Raw genomic sequence first — 20,249 nt, 5'->3', positions numbered from 1 at the left:
GAGCCCGCGATGAGCACCATCCTCGAAAACGTCCCCGTCGGCCAGAAGGTCGGCATCGCCTTCTCCGGCGGCCTGGACACCTCCGCGGCCCTGCTGTGGATGAAGAAGAAGGGCGCCCTGCCCTACGCCTACACCGCCAACCTCGGCCAGCCCGACGAGCCCGATTACGACGAGATCCCGCGCAAGGCCTCGGCCTACGGCGCCGAGCTCGCCCGCCTGATCGACTGCCGCCGCCAGCTGGCCCAGGAAGGCTTCGCCGCCCTGCAATCGGGCGCCTTCCACATCTCCACCGCGGGCGTGACCTACTTCAACACCACGCCCCTGGGCCGCGCCGTCACCGGCACGATGCTGGTGGCCGCGATGAAGGAGGACGACGTCCACATCTGGGGCGACGGCAGCACCTTCAAGGGCAACGACATCGAGCGCTTCTACCGCTACGGCCTGCTGACCAACCCCTCGCTGAAGATCTACAAGCCCTGGCTGGACCAGACCTTCATCAACGAGCTGGGCGGCCGCACCGAGATGAGCGAGTTCCTCATCGCCAACGGCTTCGACTACAAGATGTCCGTGGAGAAGGCCTACAGCACCGACTCCAACATGCTGGGCGCCACCCACGAGGCCAAGGACCTGGAGCACCTGAACTCCGGCATCCGCATCGTGAACCCGATCATGGGCGTGGCCTTCTGGAAGGACGACGTGGTCGTGAAGGCCGAGGAAGTGTCCGTGCGCTTCGAGGAAGGCGTGCCCGTCGCCCTCAATGGCCGCGAGTACGCCGACCCGGTCGAACTCATTCTGGAGGCCAACCGCATCGGCGGCCGCCACGGCCTGGGCATGAGCGACCAGATCGAGAACCGCATCATCGAGGCCAAGAGCCGCGGCATCTACGAGGCCCCCGGCCTGGCGCTGCTGCACATCGCCTACGAGCGCCTGGTCACCGGCATCCACAACGAGGACACCATCGAGCAGTACCGCGAGAACGGCCGCAAGCTGGGCCGCCTGCTGTACCAGGGCCGCTGGTTCGACCCGCAGGCCCTGATGCTGCGCGAGACCGCCCAGCGCTGGGTGGCCCGCGCCATCACCGGCGAGGTGACCCTGGAGCTGCGCCGCGGCAACGACTACAGCCTGCTGAACACCGAGTCCCCCAACCTCACGTACAAGCCCGAGCGCCTGACGATGGAAAAGGGCGAGTCGATGTTCTCGCCGCGTGACCGCATCGGCCAGCTGACCATGCGCAACCTGGACATCGTGGACACCCGCGAGAAGCTGGGCGTCTACAGCAGCACCGGCCTGCTGGCCGCCGGCGACGGCGCGCACCTGCTGCGCCTGACCGGCACCAAGGAGTAACCCGGTCCCCGCGCGCGGGCCGCAACGGCCCGCGCCCCGTGGTGGCTCAGACCACCACCGGCTCCGGCTCCAGCCGGATGCCGAAGCGCTCGTACACGCTGGTCTGGATCGCCCGGGCCAGCGTGACCACCTCGCCCCCCGTGGCGCCCCCCCGGTTCACCAGCACCAGCGCCTGCTTCTCGTAGACGCCGGCATGGCCCACCGTCTTGCCTTTCCAGCCGCAGGCGTCGATCAGCCAGCCCGCGGCCAGCTTCACGCTGCCATCGGGCATGGGGTAGTGCACGATGTTCGGCTCGCGGGCGATGATGTCGCTGCACTGCTCCGGCGTAACCGTGGGGTTCTTGAAGAAGCTGCCGGCGTTGCCGATCACGCGCGGGTCGGGCAGCTTGGCGCGGCGGATGGCACAGACCCAGTCGTAGACCTGGCGCGCCGTGGGCTGCGAGACCCTCGCCTCCTCCATCCGCCGCTGCAGGTCGAGGTAGCCCAGTTCCGGCTTCCAGGGCCGGGGCAGGCGAAAGCGCACCCGCAGGATCACGGCGCGGCCGGCCAGGCCGAAGTCGCCCTCCTGCGCCGGGGCGTGCTTGAACACCGAGTCGCGGTAGCCGAAGGCGCACTGGGCGGCGTCCAGCGTGAAGATGCGGCCGGTGGCCAGGTCCATCGCGTCGAGCGACTCGAAGCGGTCCTGCACCTCCACCCCGTAGGCGCCCACGTTCTGCACCGGCGAGGCGCCCACGCTGCCGGGGATCAGGGCCAGGTTCTCCAGCCCGGGCAGGTCGTGATCCAGCGTCCAGGTGACGAAGTCGTGCCAGGGCACGCCGGCGCCAGCCTCGACGACAGTGGCCCTGGGGCCGTCCTCCAGCACCCGGATGCCCGGGATCTCCATCTTGAGGACCAGCGGCTTGACGTCGCCGGTCAGCACGATGTTGCTGCCGCCCCCGAGCACGAACTTGGGCGCGCCGGCTCGCTGCGGGTCGGACAGCACGGCGCGCAGGTCGTCGTCGCAGCGCACGCGCACCAACTCCCGCGCCTTCGCGACAATGCCGAAGGTGTTGTGGGCCTGCAGGGGCACGTTGTGCTCGACGATCATGGGAGAATTGTCGCATTCGAGACCAACACCTTGCGCCCCAGGCGCCTCCCCGGGAGATCCATCCATGCCTTCTTTCGACACCGTCTGCGAACCCAACCTCGTCGAGGTCAAGAACGCCGTCGACAACGCCGCCAAGGAGATCGGCACCCGATTCGACTTCAAGGGCACCTCGGCCGCGATCGAGATCAAGGACAAGGAGATCACCCTGTTCGGCGACGCCGACTTCCAGCTGCAGCAGGTGATGGACATCCTGGTGAACAAGCTGACCAAGCGCAACGTCGACGTGCGCTTCCTCGACACCGGCGACGTGCAGAAGGTCGGCGGCGACAAGGTCAAGCAGGTGGTGAAGGTGCGCAACGGCATCGAGAGCGAGGCCGCCAAGAAGATCCAGCGCATCGTCAAGGACAGCAAGCTCAAGGTGCAGGCCGCCATCCAGGGTGACGCGGTGCGCGTCACCGGCGCCAAGCGCGACGACCTGCAGGCCGCCATGGCCCTGATCCGCAAGGACATCTCCGACCTGCCGCTGTCGTTCAACAACTTCCGCGACTGACGCCGCCGCCCTTGGCCACGCTCCCGACCGCACTCGCTCCCTTGCAGCTGCCGGTGTTCCGGCTGCTGTGGCTCACGTGGTTCGCCGCGAACACCACGATGTGGATGAACGACGTGGCGGGCGCCTGGCTCATGACCTCGCTGGCGCCCTCCCCGCTGTGGGTGGCGCTGGTGCAGGCGGCTTCCACGCTGCCGGTGTTCTTCCTCGGGCTTCCCAGCGGCGCGCTGGCCGACATCGTGGACCGGCGCCGCTTCCTGCTGGCGACCCAGCTGTGGCTCGCGGCCATCGCCGCCATCACCTGCACCACGGTGCTCCTGGGGTGGATGACCGCCCCCCTGCTGCTGGCCCTGACCTTCCTCAACGGCATCGGCCTGGCGCTGCGCTGGCCGGTATTCGCCGCGATCATGCCCGAGGTGCTGCCGCGGCCGCTGCTGGCGCAGGGCCTGGCCCTGAACGGCATCAGCATGAATGGCGCGCGCATCATCGGCCCGCTGGTGGCCGGCGCGATCATCGCCAGCCTGGGCAGTGCCTGGGTGTTCGTCCTGAACACCCTCCTGTCGCTGATGGCGGCCTATGGCGTGATGCGCTGGCACCGCGAGCACAAGGAGAGCCCGCTGGGCCGCGAGCCCCTGGGCAGCGCGATCCGTGTGGGCCTGCAGTTCGTTCGCGAGTCCCACCGCATGCGCGGCGTGCTGGCGCGCATCTCGCTGTTCTTCCTGCACTGCACCGCGCTGCTGGCGCTGCTGCCCCTGGTGGCCAAGGGCCTGCCGGGCGGTGACGCCGGCACCTTCACCCTGCTGCTCGCCTCCATGGGCTCGGGCGCGATCGTCGCCGTGCTGTTCATGCCGCGCCTGCGCCAGGCGCTGCCGGGGGACCGCCTGGTGATCACCGGCACCGTGGTGCAGTCGCTCAGCGCGGTGGCCGTGGCGTGGTCGCCCCATGCCGCGGTGGCGGCGGTGGGCATGTTCGTCTGCGGCGTCGCCTGGATCTCGGTGGCCAACACCAACACGGTGGCCGCCCAGATGGCGCTGCCGGATTGGGTGCGCGCGCGCGGCATGTCGATGTACCAGATGGCCATCATGGGCTCGACCGCGCTCGGCGCGGCGCTCTGGGGCCAGGTGGCGACCTGGCTGGGAATCACCGCGGCGCTGGAGATCGCGGCGGTCACGTCGGTGGTGCTCATGGTGACGGCCCAGCGCCTCACCCCCGACCGCGGCACCGAGGAGGACCTCAGCCCCGCCAAGCGCCTGGTGCTGCCCGAAGTGCCGGTGCGCCCGGGATCGGGCCGCATCCTCACGCGGGTGGAGTACCGCATCGACCCGGCCCGCGCCGAGGACTTCATGGCGCTGATGAACGACAGCCGCAGCAGCCGCCTGCGCCAGGGCGCGCTGGCCTGGCAGCTGCTGCACGACGTGGCCGAGCCGGGCCGCTACGTGGAGCAGATCATCGACGAGTCCTGGACCGAGCACCTGCGCCGGTTCGACCGCATCAGCGCCGACGACGCGCAGCTGCGTGACCGCCGCATGTCCTTCCACCTGGGCGAGGAGCCGCCCCGGGTGACGCGCTACGTGATCGAACAGGACTGACGCGCCGGGCCGGCCGGCGCTCAGGCCTTCTTCTTCGACCCCAGCCTCGATTCCGTGCCCGCCACCAACCGGGCGATGTTCTCGCGGTGCCGCCACGCCAGCAGCATGGCCATCACCGCCAGCGCCATCACCACCGGCGCCTCGGCCTGCCAGGCGATGCGGTCGCCGAGCAGGAAGTAGGCCGGCGCGAAGACCGCCGAGACCAGCGAGGCCAGCGAGGAGTAGCGGAAGAAGTACGCGATGATCAGCCAGGTCGCGCCGGTGGCCAGGCCCAGCAGCGGGTGGATGCCGAAGACGGCGCCGATGAAGGTGGCCACGCCCTTGCCGCCGCGGAACCGGAAGAACACCGGGTACAGGTGGCCCAGGAAGGCCGCCAGGGCGACCATCGCCACCGTACCCTCGCCCAGGCCCAGCGGCCCGCCGTAGGCGCGCACCAGCAGCACCGGCACCAGGCCCTTGCAGGCATCCAGCAGCAGCGTGACCAGGGCAGCCGCCTTGCTGCCCGAGCGCAGCACGTTGGTCGCGCCGGGGTTGCCGCTGCCGAAGGTGCGCGGGTCGGACAGGCCCATGAGGCGGCTGACGATCACCGCGAAGGCCAGCGAGCCCAGGAGGTAGGCGCCGGCGGCGGCCAGGAGGGGAAAGGCGTTCTGCATGGGCCGGGATTCTGCCCCAAGGACCTGCCCCGCCACCGGGCGTTCACCGGGCCGTCAGCGCCGGCTCACTCGGCCAGCGCGCAGTTCACCGGCCTGGCATCGAGCAGCCGCACCAGCACCTGCGGGTCGATGCCCACGAGGTAGCCGCGCCGGCCGCCATTGAGCACGATGCGGGGCAGCGACAGGATGGCCTCCTCCACGTACACCGGCATCTCGCGCCGGGTGCCGAAAGGCGAGGTGCCGCCCACCAGGTAGCCGCTGTGGCGGCTGGCCACCTCGGGCTTGCACGGCGCCACCGACTTGGCGCCGATCTGGCGCGCCAGGTTCTTGGTGGAGACGGTACGGTTGCCGTGCATCAGGATGATCAGGGGCCGGGCCTTCTCGTCCTCCATCACCAGGGTCTTGACCACGGTGAACGGGTCCAGCCCCAGCACCTGCGCGCTGTGCTGCGCGCCGCCATGCTCCAGCCACTCGTAGGGGTGCTCGGTGAACGCGACCCCGTTCGCCCTGAGGAAGGCGGTGGCCGGGGTCTCGCTGACGTGGGGCTTCTTCGCCATCGGCGCGGTGCGGGCCGGCGCGTCAGTTGGCGAGGTCGCGCATCTCCCAGCGGATCTTGTCGATCTCGGCCAGGAGCTCGGGCGACAGCGTGGTGCCCCAGGCGTCGATGTCCTCGTCCAGCTGCGCCAGCGAGGTCACGCCGATGATGGTGCTGGCGACCTGCCACTTGGTGTAGCAGAAGGCCAGGGCCAGGCGCGTGGGCGTGAGGCCGTGGTCGCGGGCCAGCTGGTTGTAGCGGCGGGCCGCGGCCAGCGAGTCGGGGCGGCCCCAGCGCTGGGCGCGCACCGACTCGAACTTCGCGATGCGCGCATCCTGCGGCGCGCCGGGACCCTGGGTGCCGCTGGCGTCGTACTTGCCCGTGAGCAGGCCGAAGCCCAGCGGCGAGTACGCCAGCAGGGACACGCCGAGGCGGTGCATCGTCTCGTCCAGCCCGTTTTCCAGGTGGCGGCTGATCAGGCAGTAGACGTTCTGCACGGTGGCCACGCGGGCCAGGCCATGCTGTTCGGCCAGGCGCACGAACTCGTGCACGCCATAGGGCGTCTCGTTGGACAGGCCGATGGCGCGCACCTTGCCGTCGCGCACCAGCCGGTCCAGCGCCTCGAGCTGCTCGAAGATGGGGGTGCGGCTGGTTTCCTTGGCCGGGTCGTAGTAGAGGTTGCCGAACATCGGCACGTGGCGCTCGGGCCAGTGGATCTGGTACAGGTCGATCACGTCGGTCTGCAGGCGGCGCAGCGAAGCCTCGCAGGAGCGCACGATGTCCTGCGCCGTCATGCCCGCGCCCTCGCGGATCCACGGCATGCCGCGCGAGGGGCCGGCGACCTTGGTGGCCAGGGTCACCTTGGACCGGGCGGCGGGATTCCTGGCGAACCAGTTGCCGATGAAGGTCTCGGTGGCGCCGTAGGTGGCCTCGCGGGCCGGCACCGAGTACATCTCGGCGGTGTCGATGAAGTCGATGCCGCGCTCCACGGCGCGGTCGAGGATGGAATGGGCCAGGGGCTCGGCGACCTGCTCGCCGAAGGTCATGGTGCCCAGGCAGATGGGGCTGACGTGGAGGTCGGACTGGCCGAGGCGGACGGGTTTCATGGGCCGGGAGTTTACGGCCGCGGGGGCGGCGACTCAGGCGACCAGGGTGGCGCGGAAGTCGTTGACGCTGGTGCGCGTGGGGCCGGTGACCACCAGGTCGCCCAGCGCCTCGAAAAAGCTGAACGCGTCGTTGCGCGCCAGCATGTCCTGCGCCGACAGGCCCAGGGCCTGGGCGCGCTGCCAGCTGTCCGGCCCGAAGACGGCGCCGGCGTTGGATTCGCTGCCGTCGACGCCATCGGTGTCAGCCGCCAGCCCCCAGAACCGGTGCGCGTTCGCGCCCGGCTCGCAGACGCCGACCAGGTGCCCCAGCAGGAACTCCGCGTTGCGCCCGCCGCGCCCGGGGCCGGTGACGGTGACGGTGGTCGCCCCCCCCGACAGCAGCAGGCAGGGCGCCGGCGCCGGCTGGCCGTGGCGCGCCACCTGCCGCGCGATGCCGGCCTGCACCCGGCCGACATGGCGGGCCTCGCCGTCGATGGCGTTGCCCAGGATCAGCGCGCGCAGCCCGCGGGCGGCCGCCAGGGCCGCGGCGGCCTCCAGGGCGCCCTGGGCGGTGCCGATCACGCGCCAGTGGCGCTCGCCCACGGGGCCGGCATAGGCCGCCGCCGGGGGCGCCTGCAGCGCCCGGGCCACCGCGGGCGGCAGCGCGATGCCATGGCGCGCCAGCACGTCGAGCGCGTCGGCCGGCGTGGAGCCGTCGGCCAGCGTGGGGCCGGCCGCCACCGTGCGGGCGTCGTCGCCGGGCACGTCGGACAGCACCAGCGTCCAGACCATGGCCGGGCCGCAGGCCTGGGCCAGCTTGCCGCCCTTGACCGCGGACAGGTGCCGGCGCACGCAGTCCATCTCGGCGATGGTGGCGCCGGACTGCAGCAGCGCGCTGGTGACCCGGCGCTTGTCCGCCAGGGTCAGTCCCTCGGCCGGTGCGGCGAGCAGGGCCGAGCCGCCGCCGGAGACCAGGGCGATCACGAGGTCGTCGGGCCCCAGCCCCTGCACCTGCGTGAGGATGCGGTGCGCGGCCTGCACGCCGGCCTCGTCGGGCACCGGGTGGTCGGCCTCCAGGACCTCGATGCGCCGGCACGGCTCGCCGTGGCCGCGGTGCGTGACGACCAGGCCGGACAGCGGGCCGTCCCAGGCCTGCTCCAGCGCCAGCGCCATGCGTGCCGCCGCCTTGCCCGCCCCCACCACCACGGTGCGCCCTCGCGGCCGCGGCGGCAGGTGGCGCGGCACCGAGAACAGCGGGTCGACCGCGCGCAGGGCGGCATCGAACAGGTCTCGCAGGAGCGCGCGGCCGGTGGCCGGGGTGAAGGCGGGGGCGGCGTGGGTCATGCGGCGGCTCTTTCCCGCGGGCCCTCCCGGGCCCGCGCCTCTTCCTGCAGGCGCAGCACGCGGCGCTGCACCTTGCCGGTGGTGGTCATGGGCAACTGCTCGATGAACTCGATGTCCTTGGGGTACTCGTAGGGCGCCAGCCGCCCCTTCACATGGGCCTGGAGCTGGGCCACCAGCCGGGCGTCCCAGGCTGCGGCGTCGGCCTCGCGGGCGCGCTGGGTCAGCGCGTCGGGCGCGAGCACCACGTAGGCCTTGACGACCGCGCCGCGCTCGGCGTCGGGCTTGGGCACCACGGCGGCGTTGGCCACGGCGGGGTGCTTGACCAGGCAGTTCTCGACCTCGCCCGGGCCGATGCGGTAGCCCGCCGCCTTGAAGACGTCGTCCGCGCGGCCCTGGTACCAGAGGTAGCCGTCGGCGTCGCGCACCGCCAGGTCTCCGGTGCGGCACCAGTCGCCGGTGAACTTGGCGGCGGTGGCCTCGTCGCGCTTCCAGTAGCCGAGAAAGAAGACCGGGTCGGGCCGGCCGTGCACGTCGAAGCGGTGCAGCGCGACGTCACCGGCCACGCCGGGCGGGCACTCGTTGCCCTCGTCGTCGATCACCGCGACGCGGTGGCCCGGGTAGGGCCGTCCCATGCTGCCGGGGCGCGCGGGCCAGCCGACCGGGGCCGCGCGGTGGTTCATCGCGCAGTTGCCGACGATGTAGTTGATCTCGGTCTGGCCGAACATCTCGTTGACTATGACGCCCAGCTCGTCGCGGCACCAGCCGAAGACCGCGTCGCCCACCGCCTCGCCCGCGCTCATGATCGCCTGCAGCTTCAGGCGGAACTGGCGTCGCGGCGAGGGAAAGGCCTTCATCATGGCCTTGAGCGCGGTGGGGAACAGGAAGGTGTGGGTCACCCCGTGCTGCTGCATCAGCGTGAAGGCCAGCTCGGGGGAGAAGCGGCCGTTGAAGGCGACGATGGGGCGGCCGAAGTAGAGGGTGGGCAGCAGGGCGTCCATCAGCCCGCCGGTCCAGGCCCAGTCCGCCGGGGACCAGAACACTGGCGTGTTCTGGCCCCCGGCGCTGGGCCCTGCCCGTCCTGGGCCCGCCCCCACCCCAGCCCTCCCCCTCACGGGGGAGGGAGTCCGGGCACCGCCAGCGGGGTCGAACCCGAACCAGTTCTGGCTGCACACGAACCCCGGCAGGTTGCCCACCAGGGCGCGGTGCGGCACCAGCGCCCCCTTGGGCGCGCCGGTGGTGCCGCTGGTGTAGATCAGGACGGCGGGGTCGTCCGCGGTGGTGGACACGAGCGGGAAGCGGTCGCTCTGGGCCGACAGGCCGACCTCGTAATCCAGGTCGGCGCGCAGGGCGGCGGCGCCCACGCCGACCAGGGAGCGCAGGTGGCTGCAGGTGGCGCGCACCGAGACCAGGGCGCCCACCGCGTTCTCGTCGCAGATCGCCACCACCGCCTCGGAATCCTGCAGCCGGTACTGCAGCGCCTCGGGCCCGAACAGGATGGACAGCGGCATGGCCACCGCCCCCATCTGCAGCACCGCCATGTAGGCCACCGCGGTCTCGAAGCGCTGGGGCAGGACGATGGCGACGCGGTCGCCGCGGCGCACGCCCAGCGCCGCCAGCAGGTTGGACAGGCGATTGGCCCGCGCCTGCAGCTCGCGGTAGGACAGCCGCTGCTGCGGCGCCGGCGTGCCGTGGGCGATGACGGCGGTGCGCGTGGCGGCGTCGGGGGCCTGGGCCCAGCGCGCGCAGCAGGCCTGGGCGATGTTGAAGTCCGGTGGCACCTCCCAGCCGAAGCCGGCGTGCATCGCCGCGTGGCGGTCCTGCAGGGGGGCGGGGTCCATGGCGTTGGCGTCCTGGGGCTTGTCCTTCGCGTGACGGGCGACCATCGGGCGTCTCCTTATGATCAGCCGAATGTATCAACCCCGGCGCGAATCCCACTCCGAATTTGTCCCCATTCGCAACCTGACCTACCACGTGCGCACCTGGGGCACGCCGTCGCCCGCGCAACCATCGCTGGTCCTGGTGCATGGCTGGATGGACGTGTCGGCCTCGTGGCAGTTCGTGGTCGATGCGATGGCCCGGGACCGGCACGTGATCGCCCCCGACTGGCGCGGCTTCGGCCTGACCGAGGTGCCCGGCGCCGACAGCTTCTGGTTCCCCGATTACCTGGCCGACCTCGACGCCCTGCTCGATCACTACCTGCCCGACACCCCGGTGGACCTGGTGGGCCACAGCATGGGCGGCATCGCCTCCATGCAGTACGCGGGCGTGCGCCCGGACCGCATCCGCCGGCTGGTGAACCTGGAGGGCTTCGGCATGCCGCCCACCCGGCCGGCCCAGGCCCCCGGCCGCTACGCCCGCTGGCTCGACGAGGTGCGCGCCCTGCACCGCGGCGAGGGCGGCCTGCGCCCCTACCCCTCGGCCGAGGCGGTGGCGCACCGCCTCATGAAGAACAACCGCCGCCTGCCCGAGGACAAGGCCCAGTGGCTGGCCCGCCACTGGGCCCGCGAGCGGGACGGCGCCTGGCACATCCTCGGCCAGCCCGCGCACAAGATCGTCAGCGCCCACCTGTTCCGGGCGGACGAGGTGATGGAGGTGTACCGCCAGATCACCGCCCCGGTGCTGTGGGTGCAGGCCAGCGGCGACGAGGGTGACGCGGGCTCCCGCTGGTGGAAGGCCCCGGCCGTCCAGGCCGAGGTCGAACTGCGCCTGAACGCCGTGCCGAACCTCCGGCGCCGCCGCGTCGAGGACGCCGGCCACATGCTGCACCACGACCAGCCGGCCGCCGTGGCCCACGCGATCGAGACTTTCTTCTCGGAAACGCGCTGAGCTTCACGTAGGAAGCGGGAATGGCGCCCCGTAGGAGCGCTCCTACCCGTACGCTGCGGCCTCCGAATGCTGAGGTGATCGCAGTGAACAAGCGAATGGTGTGCGCCCTGCTCGCGCTGGGGACGCTCGGGGTTCTGGGCGCGGGACCGGCCCGGGCCGGGGACGAGGTGGAGGACGGCCTGGCCACCCTGTGGGAGGTGCTGTGGCACCAGAGCGGCGTGCCGACCCGGGTGGTGCGCTGGGAGGGCGACATCCAGGTGCGGGTGCGCGGGGTGAACCTGGCGGCGCACCGCGAGTCGGTGCTCAAGGCCATGCGCGCGGTGACCCAGGAGGCCGGCGTGCGCCTGGTCGACGTGACCGATCAGCCCGGCCAGCCCGCCAACCTGGACGTGGAGATCACCCCCGACACCGCCCTGGAGGACAGCCAGCCCTGCGTGACGATGCTCGAGTTCCGCCGGGAAACGCGGATCGACTCGGCCCGCATGCAGATGCGCGGGCGCGACGTCTGGCGCTGCGCCCACCACGAGGCCATGCACGTGATGGGGGTGCGGGGGCATCCCGGCGGGCGCACGGTCCTGAGCTACTTCCCGACCCGGGTCGATGCCCTGCTGCCCCTGGACCGGGTGATGCTGCGGGCCTGGTACTCCCCGCGCATGCGCGGGGGCATGACCCCGTTCGAGGCGCTGCCGGTGCTGGCCGACGAGCTCGTCGCTGCCGAGCCCGAGCCGGCCCGGGCGGCGGCCACGGCGGCCCGCGACCGCTTCTTCGCCGCGACGCTGGACCAGATGGACGCCTACGCCAGCGGCCGGGGCGACGTGCCCGCCATCGTGCGGCGCTCGGGCAAGTCCACCGACGACGGCGTGCGCCAGGGGCGCGGCGAAATGAGCTACTTCCTGGGCGTGGCCTGGCTGGAGGGCGTGACGGCCCCGGCGCCCGACCGGGCGCGGGCGATCCGCTGGTTCGAGCAGGCGGCCGGCGCGGGGCACCGCAACGCCCAGGCGCGGCTGGCGGGCATGCGCTGAGGCCGGGGCTGCCGGCGAGCGGCCCCGTGCGAAAATGCAAGGTTGACACCCCAGACACCGAGCACAGACATGGACGCAGAACGCATCAACGCCATCGGCAGCACCCTCTCCGACCTCCAGGTTCGCACCGCGGACCTACGGAGGTATCTTTGACTACGATGCAAAAGCTGAACGACTGAGGACGGTGAACGCATCGCTGGAAGACCCGGCGGTGTGGAACGACCCGAAGAAAGCCCAGGAACTGGGCAAGGAAAAGAAGCAGCTGGACGACATCGTCGTCACCATCCAGAACCTGGACCGCGACCTCGCCGACAACCTCGAGCTCTATGACATGAGCAAGGAGGACGGTGACGAGGCCGGCCTGCTCACGATCGAGGAAGACGCGGCCCGCCTGACCAAGGACGTCGAGGCGCTGGAGTTCCGCCGCATGTTCGACAAGCCGGCCGACCCGATGAACGCCTTCCTGGACATCCAGGCCGGCGCCGGCGGTACCGAGGCCTGCGACTGGGCCAGCATGCTGCTGCGCCAGTACCTGAAGTACGCCGAGCGCAAGGGCTTCAAGGCCAACGTCGAGGACGAGACCCCCGGCGACGTGGCCGGCATCAAGAGCGCCACCATCCGCATCGAGGGCGAGTACGCCTACGGCCTGCTGCGCACCGAGACCGGCGTTCACCGCCTGGTGCGCAAGTCGCCGTTCGACTCCTCGGGCGGCCGCCACACCAGCTTCGCCTCGGTGTTCGTCTACCCCGAGATCGACGACTCGGTGGAGATCAACATCAACCCCGCCGACGTGCGCACCGACACCTACCGCGCCTCCGGCGCCGGCGGCCAGCACATCAACAAGACGGACTCGGCGGTCCGCCTGACCCACATCCCCACCGGCATCGTGGTGCAGTGCCAGGACAGCCGCAGCCAGCACTCCAACCGCGACGTGGCCTGGCAGCGCCTGCGCTCGCGCCTGTACGACCACGAGATGCGCAAGCGCATGGAAGAACAGCAGAAGCTGGAAGAGACCAAGACCGACGTGGGCTGGGGCCACCAGATCCGCTCGTACGTGCTGGACCAGAGCCGCATCAAGGACCTGCGCACCAGCGTCGAAATCTCCAACACCCAGAAGGTCCTGGACGGCGACCTCGATGCGTTCATCGAGGCCTCGCTCAAGCAGGGCGTCTGAGGCATCCAACAACAAGCAAGGGAGTCATCATGCGTGAAGGACAGAACGCGGTGATCCACCGCGCGGACTACCAGGCCCCGGCCTTCTGGATCGACAGCGTCGACCTCACCTTCGACCTGGACCCGGCCAAGACCCGCGTGCTCAATCGCATGCGCCTGCGCCGCAACCCGGACGTGCCGGCCCAGCCCCTCAAGCTCGATGGCGAGGAGCTGAACCTCGCCCGCGTGATGGTCAACGGCCAGGGCACCTCGTTCAAGCTCGAGGGCAGCCAGCTGGTGCTGGAGAACCTGCCCGAGGGCCACGAGCCCTTCGACCTGGAGATCTTCACCACCTGTGCGCCGGCGAAGAACACCAAGCTCATGGGCCTGTACGTGAGCAACGAGTCGTTCTTCACGCAGTGCGAGGCCGAGGGCTTCCGGCGCATCACCTACTTCCTGGACCGTCCTGACGTGATGGCCAGCTACACCGTCACGCTGCGCGCCGACAAGGCGAAGTACCCGGTGCTGCTGTCCAACGGCAACCTGGTCGAGGAAGGCACGCTGGACGACGGCCGCCACTTCGCCCGCTGGGTGGACCCGCACCGCAAGCCCTGCTACCTGTTCGCGCTGGTGGCCGGCAAGCTGGTGGCGCGCGAGCAGCGCATCAAGGCGCGCAGCGGCGGCGAGCACCTGCTGCAGGTCTACGTGCGCCCGGGCGACCTGGACAAGACCGAGCACGCGATGAACTCCCTCATCGCCTCCGTGGCCTGGGACGAGGCGCGCTTCGGCCTGCCGCTGGACCTGGAGCGCTTCATGATCGTCGCCACCAGCGACTTCAACATGGGCGCGATGGAGAACAAGGGCCTGAACATCTTCAACACGAAGTACGTCCTCGCCAGCCAGGCCACCGCCACCGACACCGACTACGCCAACATCGAGAGCGTGGTCGGCCACGAGTACTTCCACAACTGGACGGGCAACCGGGTCACCTGCCGCGACTGGTTCCAGCTCTCGCTCAAGGAGGGCCTCACCGTCTTCCGCGACCAGGAGTTCTCGCAGGACCTGGCGGGTGAAGGACCCGGCCATGCCGGGGCCCCTTCCCCCGGCATATCGGCCCGGGCCGTCAAGCGCATCGAGGACGTGCGCGTGCTGCGCACCGCCCAGTTCCCCGAGGATGCCGGCCCGATGGCGCACCCGGTGCGGCCCGACCAGTACCTCGAGATCAACAACTTCTACACCGTCACGATCTACGAGAAGGGTGCGGAGGTCGTGCGGATGATGCAGACCCTCACCGCAAGTGAGTCCGATCCCCTGGGGCGCGAGGGCTTCGCCAAGGGGATGGCGCTCTACTTCCAGCGCCATGACGGCCAGGCCGTGACCTGCGACGACTTCGCCCAGGCCATCGCCGACGCCAACCCCGGCTCTCCGCTGGCCGCCCTGCTGCCGCAGTTCAAGCGCTGGTACAGCCAGGCCGGCACGCCGCGCCTGCACGCCAGCTCGCACTGGGACGCGGCCACCGGCACCTACAGCCTCACCCTGCGCCAGTCCTGCCCCGCCACGCCGGGCCAGCCGACCAAGGAGCCCTTCGTGATCCCGGTGCGCCTGGGCCTGCTGGACGCCAATGGCGCGCAGGTCAGCGAGGGCCTGCACGTGCTCACGCAGGCCAGCGAGACCGTCACCTTCAGCGGCCTGGCCGGCGAGCCGGTGCCCTCGATCCTGCGCGGCTTCAGCGCGCCGGTGGTGCTGGAGTACGACTACCAGGACACCGAGCTCCTGATCCTGCTGGCGCACGACACCGACCCGTTCAACCGCTGGGAGGCGGCGCAGCGCCTGGCGATGCACCGCGCCCTGCACTATGTGAAGAACGGCGCCGTGGTCGAACTCGACGCGCCCTTCATCGAAGCCATGCGCGGCGTGCTGCGCCACCCGCAGCTCGATGCCGCCTTCAAGGAGCTGGTGCTCACCCTGCCCTCGGAGACCTACATCGCCGAGCAGCTCGACGAGGTGGACCCGCAGCGTATCCACGCGGTGCGCGAGGCCATGCGCCAGCAGCTGGCCGCTGCCCTGCGCCACGACTGGGAGTGGGCCTTCGAGCAGCACAAGGACAACGGCGGCTACCGGCCCGACGCGGTCTCCAGCGGCCGCCGCGCCCTGGCCGGCCTGGCGCTCACCCAGTTGTGCCTGGCCGCCCGCAACAGCGGCGACCCGGTCTGGCCGGGCCGCGCCTACCAGCGCTTCAAGGATGCCGGCAACATGACCGACCGCTTCAACGCGCTGTCGGCCCTGGTGGTCAGCGGCCATGAGCTGGCGGCGCCGGCGCTGGAGCGGTTCCATGCGCTGTTCAAGGACGAGGCCCTGGTCCTGGACAAGTGGTTCGCCCTGCAGGCCGGCGCGCCGGACCGCGGCGGCGACGTGCTGCCGGTGGTGCGCCAGCTGATGGCGCACCCCGACTTCAACATCCGCAACCCGAACCGCGCGCGCAGCCTGATCTTCAGCTATTGCAGCGCCAACCCGGGCGCCTTCCACCGCACCGACGCCGCCGGCTACGTGTACTGGAGCGAGCGCGTGATCGAGCTGGACGCGATCAACCCGCAGGTCGCCGCGCGCCTGGCCCGCGCACTGGACCGCTGGAAGAAGCTGGTGCCCGCCCTGCGCAGCGCCGCCCGCGAGGCCATCGCCCGCGTCGCCGCCAAGCCCGACCTGTCCAACGACGTGCGCGAGGTCGTCACCCGCGCGCTGGCCGACTGAGGCCCCGACTGAAGGAACCCACGATGTCGAACAAGATTTCCCTTTCCCGCTACCTCGTCGAGCAGCAGCGCGAGCAGGGCCACATTCCCTCGCAGCTGCGCCTGCTGCTGGAGGTGGTGGCCCGCGCCTGCAAGAGCATCAGCCACGCCGTGAACAAGGGCGCCCTGGGTGGCGTGCTGGGCTCGGCCGGCAGCGAGAACGTGCAGGGCGAGGTCCAGAAGAAGCTGGACATCATCGCCAACGAGGTGCTGATCGAGGCCAACGAATGGGGCGGCCACCTGGCGGCCATGGCGTCCGAGGAGATGGACGGGATCTACATGGTCCCGAACCGCTACCCGCAGGGCGAGTACCTGCTGCTGTTCGATCCCCTGGACGGCTCCTCCAACATCGACGTCAACGTCTCCATCGGCACCATCTTCTCGGTGCTGAAGAAGTCCGACGAGCACCCCGGCGTGAGCGAGCAGGACTTCCTGCAGCCTGGCAACAGGCAGGTGGCCGCCGGCTACTGCATCTACGGCCCGCAGACCACCCTGGTGCTGACCGTGGGCGACGGCGTGGCCATGTTCACCCTGGACCGCGAGCAGGGCTCCTTCGTGCTGGTGCAGGAGCACGTTCAGATCCCCGCCGACACCAAGGAGTTCGCCATCAACATGTCGAACATGCGGCACTGGGACGCCCCGGTGAAGCGCTATGTCGACGAGTGCCTGGCCGGCAAGGAAGGCCCGCGCGGCAAGGACTTCAACATGCGCTGGATCGCCTCCATGGTGGCCGACGTGCACCGCATCCTGACCCGCGGCGGCATCTTCATGTACCCCTGGGACAAGCGCGAGCCGAACAAGCCCGGCAAGCTGCGCCTGATGTACGAGGCCAACCCCATGGGCTGGCTGGTCGAGCAGGCCGGCGGCGCGGCCACCAACGGCAAGCAGCGCATCCTCGACATCCAGCCCACCCAGCTGCACGAGCGCGTGAGCGTGATCCTGGGGTCGAAAAACGAGGTCGAACGGGTCACCGGCTACCACCTCGGTAAATGAGCCCTGAAGCCCCGCTATAATGCGAGGCTTCGGTTGCCGGTGTAGCTCAGTCGGTAGAGCAGCTCATTCGTAATGAGAAGGTCGGGTGTTCGATTCATCTCACCGGCACCAACCCGATAAAGGAAAGCCCGCTATGGAATTCATAGCGGGCTTTTTCTTTGGACCTCCCGCGCCTCAATCCCTGGGCGGCACCATCACGAAGTCGTAGTCCAGCGTGTAGAACGGCTGCTTCATTTCGCGCCCGTCGGGGGCAGTGCCGGCCTCGTGGCGCACGAAGTCGCCGACCAGCGAGGGCCGCACGCCGAACACGGCGTCCGCGTCCAGGTTCTTGCTGTTGCGGTCGAAGATGTGCGTGACCAGCTCGCGCTGGCCCGGCGCCTGGATGCGGAAATGCAGGTGCGCCGGCCGCCAGCCGCGGCCCGTGGTGGCCCGCAGCATGGTCACCGCCGTGCCGTCCTGCGGCACCGGGTAGTCCACCGGCAGAACCGACCAGAAGCTGTAGCCGCCATCGGGCCCCGTGGTCAGGGTGCCGCGCGCCCAGGGGCCCTTGGTGGCCAGGTCCTCCTGCACGTCGTACAGGCCGCGGTCGTCGCTGTGCCAGACATCGATCACCGCGTTGGCCAGCGGCTTGCCGTCCAGGTCCAGGACCCGGCCGCACGCGTACATCGGCGTGCCCTGCGCGCCGGCGCTGATGTCGGCGCCCATCTCGAACTTCGGCGAATCCTCGAGGTGGAAGGGGCCGATCAGCGTGGGCTCGGTGGCGTGGGCCGGGCGCTGGTAGTCCTGCGTGATGGTGAGCATGGAAATGCCCATCGCGTCGGAGAAGATGATGAACTCGTTGCGCCCCGGGCCGCACCACTTGCCGGTCTCCTGCAGCAGGTTCATGGCGGCCATCCACTCGTCAGGCGTGAGCTTGATGTCCCGCACGAAGCTGTGCATGTGCCGGATGAACGAGAGCATGATCTCGCGCAGGCGCGGGTCGGGCGTGCTCTCGTAGCGTTTGAGCACCTCCTGGGTGATGAGGTCACTGGCGTCGTAGACATGCTCGACGGGATTGCGTGTCATGAAGTCTCCTGGATCCGTTCGTTGGTGTTGTCAGAGGGCCATGCGGCTGCCGGGCAGGGCCATGTCCCTGGGGTGGATCACCACCCACTTGCCCCCCTGCAGCTGCTTGACGCGGTTGAAGTCGTCCCCATAGTTGTTGGGGCCGTCGAAGCGCACCTTGCCGACCAGGGTGTCGACGCGGTTCTTCCTGAGCCAGTCGGCGATCTTCTTGTCCTCGAAGCTGCCCGAGCCGACGATGCCGGCCTCCAGGATCTGCCAGCCGGCCACTGCATTGGCCGCCTGCAGCTCGAAGGCCGGGTCGGGGAAGTTGGCCGCGGTCGCGCGCTGGTTGTAGGTCTTGATCAGTTCTGCGTGGACCGGGTTGTTCGTGAACGGCGCATGCTGCTCGAAGGTGGTGAGCGACAGCGCGTTCGCGGCCAGCGGCGACTGCGCCAGCGGCCCGGGCGTGGGGTAGAGGTGGAAGTGCAGCTTGGGCCGGTAGTCGATCTTGTTCATCGCGTCGAGCAGCTGCAGGCTCTCCGGGCCGATGGTCCCGAGCCAGAGGAAGTCGGCGTTGGCATCCTTCAGGCGCGAGGCGATGGGGCCGAAGTCGCGGTTGCCGAACTCCCACTCGAGCCAGAGCGACTCGCGCAGGCCGCGCTTGCGGAACACCTCGCGCGCGCCCAGCGACATGAAGTGCACCGAGGGGAATTTGCTGGTCACCAGGGCCACGGTCTGGGGCCGGGCGCCGCCGGCCTGCAGCGCGTCGAGGAGGGTGTTGGGCGCGGTCGTTCCCGGGTCGGCGCCCATCACGTAGGCCGGGAAGTGCATCTCGTACTTGGCCAGCGAGGGGATGCCGAAGGAGTTGGTCACCAGCACCTTGCCATAGCGCTGGGCCACGCCCATGGCGGCCAGGCTGTTGGCGGTGGCGTAGGGTCCCATCAGCAGGTCGGCCTTGTCGGCGGTGACGATCTGCTCGTACAGCGTGCGCGCCATGTCCGGCTTGGACTGGTCGTCCTTGATCCGCCATTCGACCGGGCGCCCGAGCCAGCCGCCCCGGCGATTGACCTGTTCCAGGTAGATCTCCCCGGCGAGCCGGTGCATCACCGCCGTGCCGGCCAGCGGGCCGGTCAGCGAGAGGGTGCTGCCCACCACCACGGGCCTGGCCTGCGCGCGCACGGCGGCAGGCAGGGCGGACAGCAGCAGGCTGGAACCGAGGGCCTGGAGGAAGGGGCGCTTGCGCATGCGGCGGACTCCTTGGGGGCGGGGATCGGGAGCCGACATCTTCCATGAGCAACCTGACCAAGGGTTCGGGACTTACCCGCAGGGCTTCCCTGGCCCGGGGTCCATGCCGTCTGCGTGAACGATCGCTCCGGTCGCCTGCCTTGCCGGCCCCGCGGCAGGCGGTGCCCCGAGTCCACGGGCCTGGACGTGACAAGGGGGCGCGACCATCCCGGATGGCCGCGCCCCCTTGGCGGTAGATCCAGCGTACCGGCAGCTTAGAAGCGCATGCCGACGCCCAGCGTGATGCCGGAGGCCTTGACCCCGTCCTTCTTGTAGTAGTTCATGTAATCGAGGGTGGCGAAGCCGGCCTTGGAGAACTTGTACGCCGCGCCGACGCCGTACGACACGTCACCATCGCTGTCGGACTCGGACTGGCTGACGCCCAGCGCACTCGCCGTGGCCTTGACCTTGGTTTCCGTGTAGCCGAGGCGGGCGAACAATTCCAGGGCCGGGGAGACCGCGACCTTCGGCTTCACGAAGAGGCCGTAGGCGTGCTTGATCTCGCCGTTCAGGTTCACCGTGGTGCCGAACATGGGGATGTTGATGGAATCGTCCTTCACGCCGACGCCGACCATGCCCTCGATGGCCACGTTCGGGTGGGCGTCGTAGCCGATGATGCCGCGGAGCATCCCGGGCTTGAGCTTGTAGCCTTCGGCCTTGATCGTGGTGGCGGTGTAGCCGAGCTCGCCGTACCAGGGAGACGAGGCCTGCTGCGCGTGGGCCGAGCCGAACCCGGCCAGGGCAACCAGGATCACCGAGAGTTTCTTCTTCATGCGTTTCTCCAGTCTGTGGTCTTCAATTAATGGTCAATCCGAATATCAATCTTACATTGACAATCAATTGGCAGCAGCGTGACGTTGCCGCGATGCCACAACACTGGCCGGGCCGGCGGGGCCCGCCCGGCGACGCACCTTGACACAAATTTCCAGGGGGGCTGCGTGTCAACCGAGTTCATGGA

Annotated in this window: 17 protein-coding genes and 1 tRNA gene; 9 read left to right on the top strand and 9 right to left on the bottom strand. The window is 70.1% G+C overall.

Annotated features, from left to right (window positions below):
• The first annotated feature begins 9 nt into the window (after positions 1-9).
• A complete protein-coding gene (argG, locus tag ACFQZY_RS04935) occupies positions 10-1,344 on the top strand; it encodes an argininosuccinate synthase (RefSeq protein WP_377413366.1) in 1,335 nt (444 codons plus the stop codon).
• 46 nt (positions 1,345-1,390) lie between these two features.
• Here the strand turns inward: argG and murB are convergent, their stop codons facing one another.
• Positions 1,391-2,431: a UDP-N-acetylmuramate dehydrogenase gene (gene murB, locus ACFQZY_RS04930; protein ID WP_377413364.1), complete on the bottom strand. Its 1,041-nt coding sequence runs from the start codon at positions 2,429-2,431 to the stop codon at positions 1,391-1,393.
• A gap of 64 nt (positions 2,432-2,495) precedes the next feature.
• On the opposite strand from murB, the gene ACFQZY_RS04925 reads away from it, so the two are divergent.
• Together ACFQZY_RS04925 and ACFQZY_RS04920 are read left to right on the top strand one after the other, a co-directional pair.
• Entirely contained in the window at positions 2,496-2,981 is a 486-nt protein-coding gene (locus tag ACFQZY_RS04925) for a YajQ family cyclic di-GMP-binding protein (RefSeq protein WP_377413362.1), read from the top strand.
• 11 nt (positions 2,982-2,992) lie between these two features.
• Complete coding sequence (locus tag ACFQZY_RS04920; RefSeq protein ID WP_377413360.1) at positions 2,993-4,567, top strand: MFS transporter; 1,575 nt, start codon at positions 2,993-2,995, stop codon at positions 4,565-4,567.
• A gap of 20 nt (positions 4,568-4,587) precedes the next feature.
• On the opposite strand, the gene plsY is transcribed toward ACFQZY_RS04920, so the two are convergent.
• The 5 genes from plsY to ACFQZY_RS04895 form a co-directional block, all read right to left on the bottom strand.
• Entirely contained in the window at positions 4,588-5,220 is a 633-nt protein-coding gene (gene plsY, locus ACFQZY_RS04915; RefSeq protein ID WP_377413359.1) for a glycerol-3-phosphate 1-O-acyltransferase PlsY, read from the bottom strand.
• A gap of 65 nt (positions 5,221-5,285) precedes the next feature.
• On the bottom strand, positions 5,286-5,777 hold the full coding sequence (locus tag ACFQZY_RS04910; RefSeq protein ID WP_377413356.1) for an aminoacyl-tRNA deacylase: 492 nt from the start codon (positions 5,775-5,777) through the stop codon (positions 5,286-5,288).
• Positions 5,778-5,799: 22 nt separating this feature from the next.
• The gene (locus ACFQZY_RS04905; protein WP_377413354.1) at positions 5,800-6,861 is read right to left on the bottom strand and encodes an aldo/keto reductase; all 1,062 of its coding nucleotides are present in this window, start codon (positions 6,859-6,861) and stop codon (positions 5,800-5,802) included.
• 33 nt (positions 6,862-6,894) lie between these two features.
• Entirely contained in the window at positions 6,895-8,184 is a 1,290-nt protein-coding gene (locus ACFQZY_RS04900; protein WP_377413352.1) for a glycerate kinase, read from the bottom strand.
• Positions 8,181-10,022 (bottom strand): acyl-CoA synthetase, encoded by a 1,842-nt coding sequence (locus ACFQZY_RS04895; protein ID WP_377413894.1) that lies wholly within the window; start codon positions 10,020-10,022, stop codon positions 8,181-8,183. Before ACFQZY_RS04895 ends, ACFQZY_RS04900 begins: the two co-directional genes overlap by 4 nt.
• 70 nt (positions 10,023-10,092) lie before the next feature.
• Between ACFQZY_RS04895 and ACFQZY_RS04890 the strand changes: the two genes are divergently transcribed.
• From ACFQZY_RS04890 to ACFQZY_RS04865, 6 genes are all read left to right on the top strand, one after another.
• Positions 10,093-11,010: an alpha/beta fold hydrolase gene (locus ACFQZY_RS04890; protein ID WP_377413350.1), complete on the top strand. Its 918-nt coding sequence runs from the start codon at positions 10,093-10,095 to the stop codon at positions 11,008-11,010.
• Positions 11,011-11,093: 83 nt separating this feature from the next.
• Positions 11,094-12,032 carry a DUF2927 domain-containing protein gene (locus ACFQZY_RS04885; RefSeq protein ID WP_377413347.1) on the top strand — a complete coding sequence of 313 codons (939 nt, stop codon included), beginning with the start codon at positions 11,094-11,096 and terminating at the stop codon, positions 12,030-12,032.
• A 69-nt stretch (positions 12,033-12,101) separates the two neighbouring features.
• A protein-coding gene (prfB, locus tag ACFQZY_RS04880) for a peptide chain release factor 2 (RefSeq protein ID WP_377413345.1) occupies positions 12,102-13,206 on the top strand; the annotation gives its coding sequence in 2 pieces (ribosomal slippage) (positions 12,102-12,182 and positions 12,184-13,206; 1,104 coding nt in all).
• Between the two features lie 29 nt (positions 13,207-13,235).
• Positions 13,236-15,932 (top strand): aminopeptidase N, encoded by a 2,697-nt coding sequence (pepN, locus tag ACFQZY_RS04875; protein WP_377413343.1) that lies wholly within the window; start codon positions 13,236-13,238, stop codon positions 15,930-15,932.
• Between the two features lie 23 nt (positions 15,933-15,955).
• Positions 15,956-16,963 carry a class 1 fructose-bisphosphatase gene (locus ACFQZY_RS04870; RefSeq protein WP_377413341.1) on the top strand — a complete coding sequence of 336 codons (1,008 nt, stop codon included), beginning with the start codon at positions 15,956-15,958 and terminating at the stop codon, positions 16,961-16,963.
• Between the two features lie 35 nt (positions 16,964-16,998).
• A tRNA-Thr gene (locus tag ACFQZY_RS04865) sits at positions 16,999-17,074 on the top strand.
• Positions 17,075-17,137: 63 nt separating this feature from the next.
• Here the strand turns inward: ACFQZY_RS04865 and ACFQZY_RS04860 are convergent.
• The 3 genes from ACFQZY_RS04860 to ACFQZY_RS04850 all read right to left on the bottom strand — a co-directional run bounded on the left by ACFQZY_RS04860 (position 17,138) and on the right by ACFQZY_RS04850 (position 20,064).
• Entirely contained in the window at positions 17,138-18,028 is an 891-nt protein-coding gene (locus ACFQZY_RS04860) for a dioxygenase (protein ID WP_377413338.1), read from the bottom strand.
• 30 nt (positions 18,029-18,058) lie between these two features.
• Positions 18,059-19,252 carry an amino acid ABC transporter substrate-binding protein gene (locus tag ACFQZY_RS04855; protein WP_377413336.1) on the bottom strand — a complete coding sequence of 398 codons (1,194 nt, stop codon included), beginning with the start codon at positions 19,250-19,252 and terminating at the stop codon, positions 18,059-18,061.
• A gap of 254 nt (positions 19,253-19,506) precedes the next feature.
• Positions 19,507-20,064, bottom strand: coding sequence for a porin family protein (locus ACFQZY_RS04850; RefSeq protein ID WP_377413333.1), 558 nt, complete (start codon positions 20,062-20,064; stop codon positions 19,507-19,509).
• Positions 20,065-20,249: the final 185 nt, after the last annotated feature.

Origin of the sequence: Ramlibacter sp. GCM10027632 (assembly GCF_042675325.1) — a bacterium.
Lineage (GTDB): Bacteria > Pseudomonadota > Gammaproteobacteria > Burkholderiales > Burkholderiaceae_C > Ramlibacter.
The sequence above is the reverse complement of the archived record's forward strand: the minus strand, read 5'-3'. Positions and strand labels throughout refer to the sequence as shown.

Excerpts from the sequence above, each read along its gene's own strand:
- argG (WP_377413366.1), top strand. The coding sequence starts at position 10 with ATGAGCACCATCCTCGAAAACGTCCCCGTCGGCCAGAAGGTCGGCATC.
- murB (WP_377413364.1), bottom strand. The coding sequence starts at position 2,431 with ATGATCGTCGAGCACAACGTGCCCCTGCAGGCCCACAACACCTTCGGC.
- ACFQZY_RS04925 (WP_377413362.1), top strand. The coding sequence starts at position 2,496 with ATGCCTTCTTTCGACACCGTCTGCGAACCCAACCTCGTCGAGGTCAAG.
- plsY (WP_377413359.1), bottom strand. The coding sequence starts at position 5,220 with ATGCAGAACGCCTTTCCCCTCCTGGCCGCCGCCGGCGCCTACCTCCTG.
- ACFQZY_RS04910 (WP_377413356.1), bottom strand. The coding sequence starts at position 5,777 with ATGGCGAAGAAGCCCCACGTCAGCGAGACCCCGGCCACCGCCTTCCTC.
- ACFQZY_RS04905 (WP_377413354.1), bottom strand. The coding sequence starts at position 6,861 with ATGAAACCCGTCCGCCTCGGCCAGTCCGACCTCCACGTCAGCCCCATC.
- ACFQZY_RS04900 (WP_377413352.1), bottom strand. The coding sequence starts at position 8,184 with ATGACCCACGCCGCCCCCGCCTTCACCCCGGCCACCGGCCGCGCGCTC.
- ACFQZY_RS04895 (WP_377413894.1), bottom strand. The coding sequence starts at position 10,022 with ATGGACCCCGCCCCCCTGCAGGACCGCCACGCGGCGATGCACGCCGGC.
- ACFQZY_RS04890 (WP_377413350.1), top strand. The coding sequence starts at position 10,093 with ATGTATCAACCCCGGCGCGAATCCCACTCCGAATTTGTCCCCATTCGC.
- pepN (WP_377413343.1), top strand. The coding sequence starts at position 13,236 with ATGCGTGAAGGACAGAACGCGGTGATCCACCGCGCGGACTACCAGGCC.
- ACFQZY_RS04870 (WP_377413341.1), top strand. The coding sequence starts at position 15,956 with ATGTCGAACAAGATTTCCCTTTCCCGCTACCTCGTCGAGCAGCAGCGC.
- ACFQZY_RS04860 (WP_377413338.1), bottom strand. The coding sequence starts at position 18,028 with ATGACACGCAATCCCGTCGAGCATGTCTACGACGCCAGTGACCTCATC.
- ACFQZY_RS04855 (WP_377413336.1), bottom strand. The coding sequence starts at position 19,252 with ATGCGCAAGCGCCCCTTCCTCCAGGCCCTCGGTTCCAGCCTGCTGCTG.
- ACFQZY_RS04850 (WP_377413333.1), bottom strand. The coding sequence starts at position 20,064 with ATGAAGAAGAAACTCTCGGTGATCCTGGTTGCCCTGGCCGGGTTCGGC.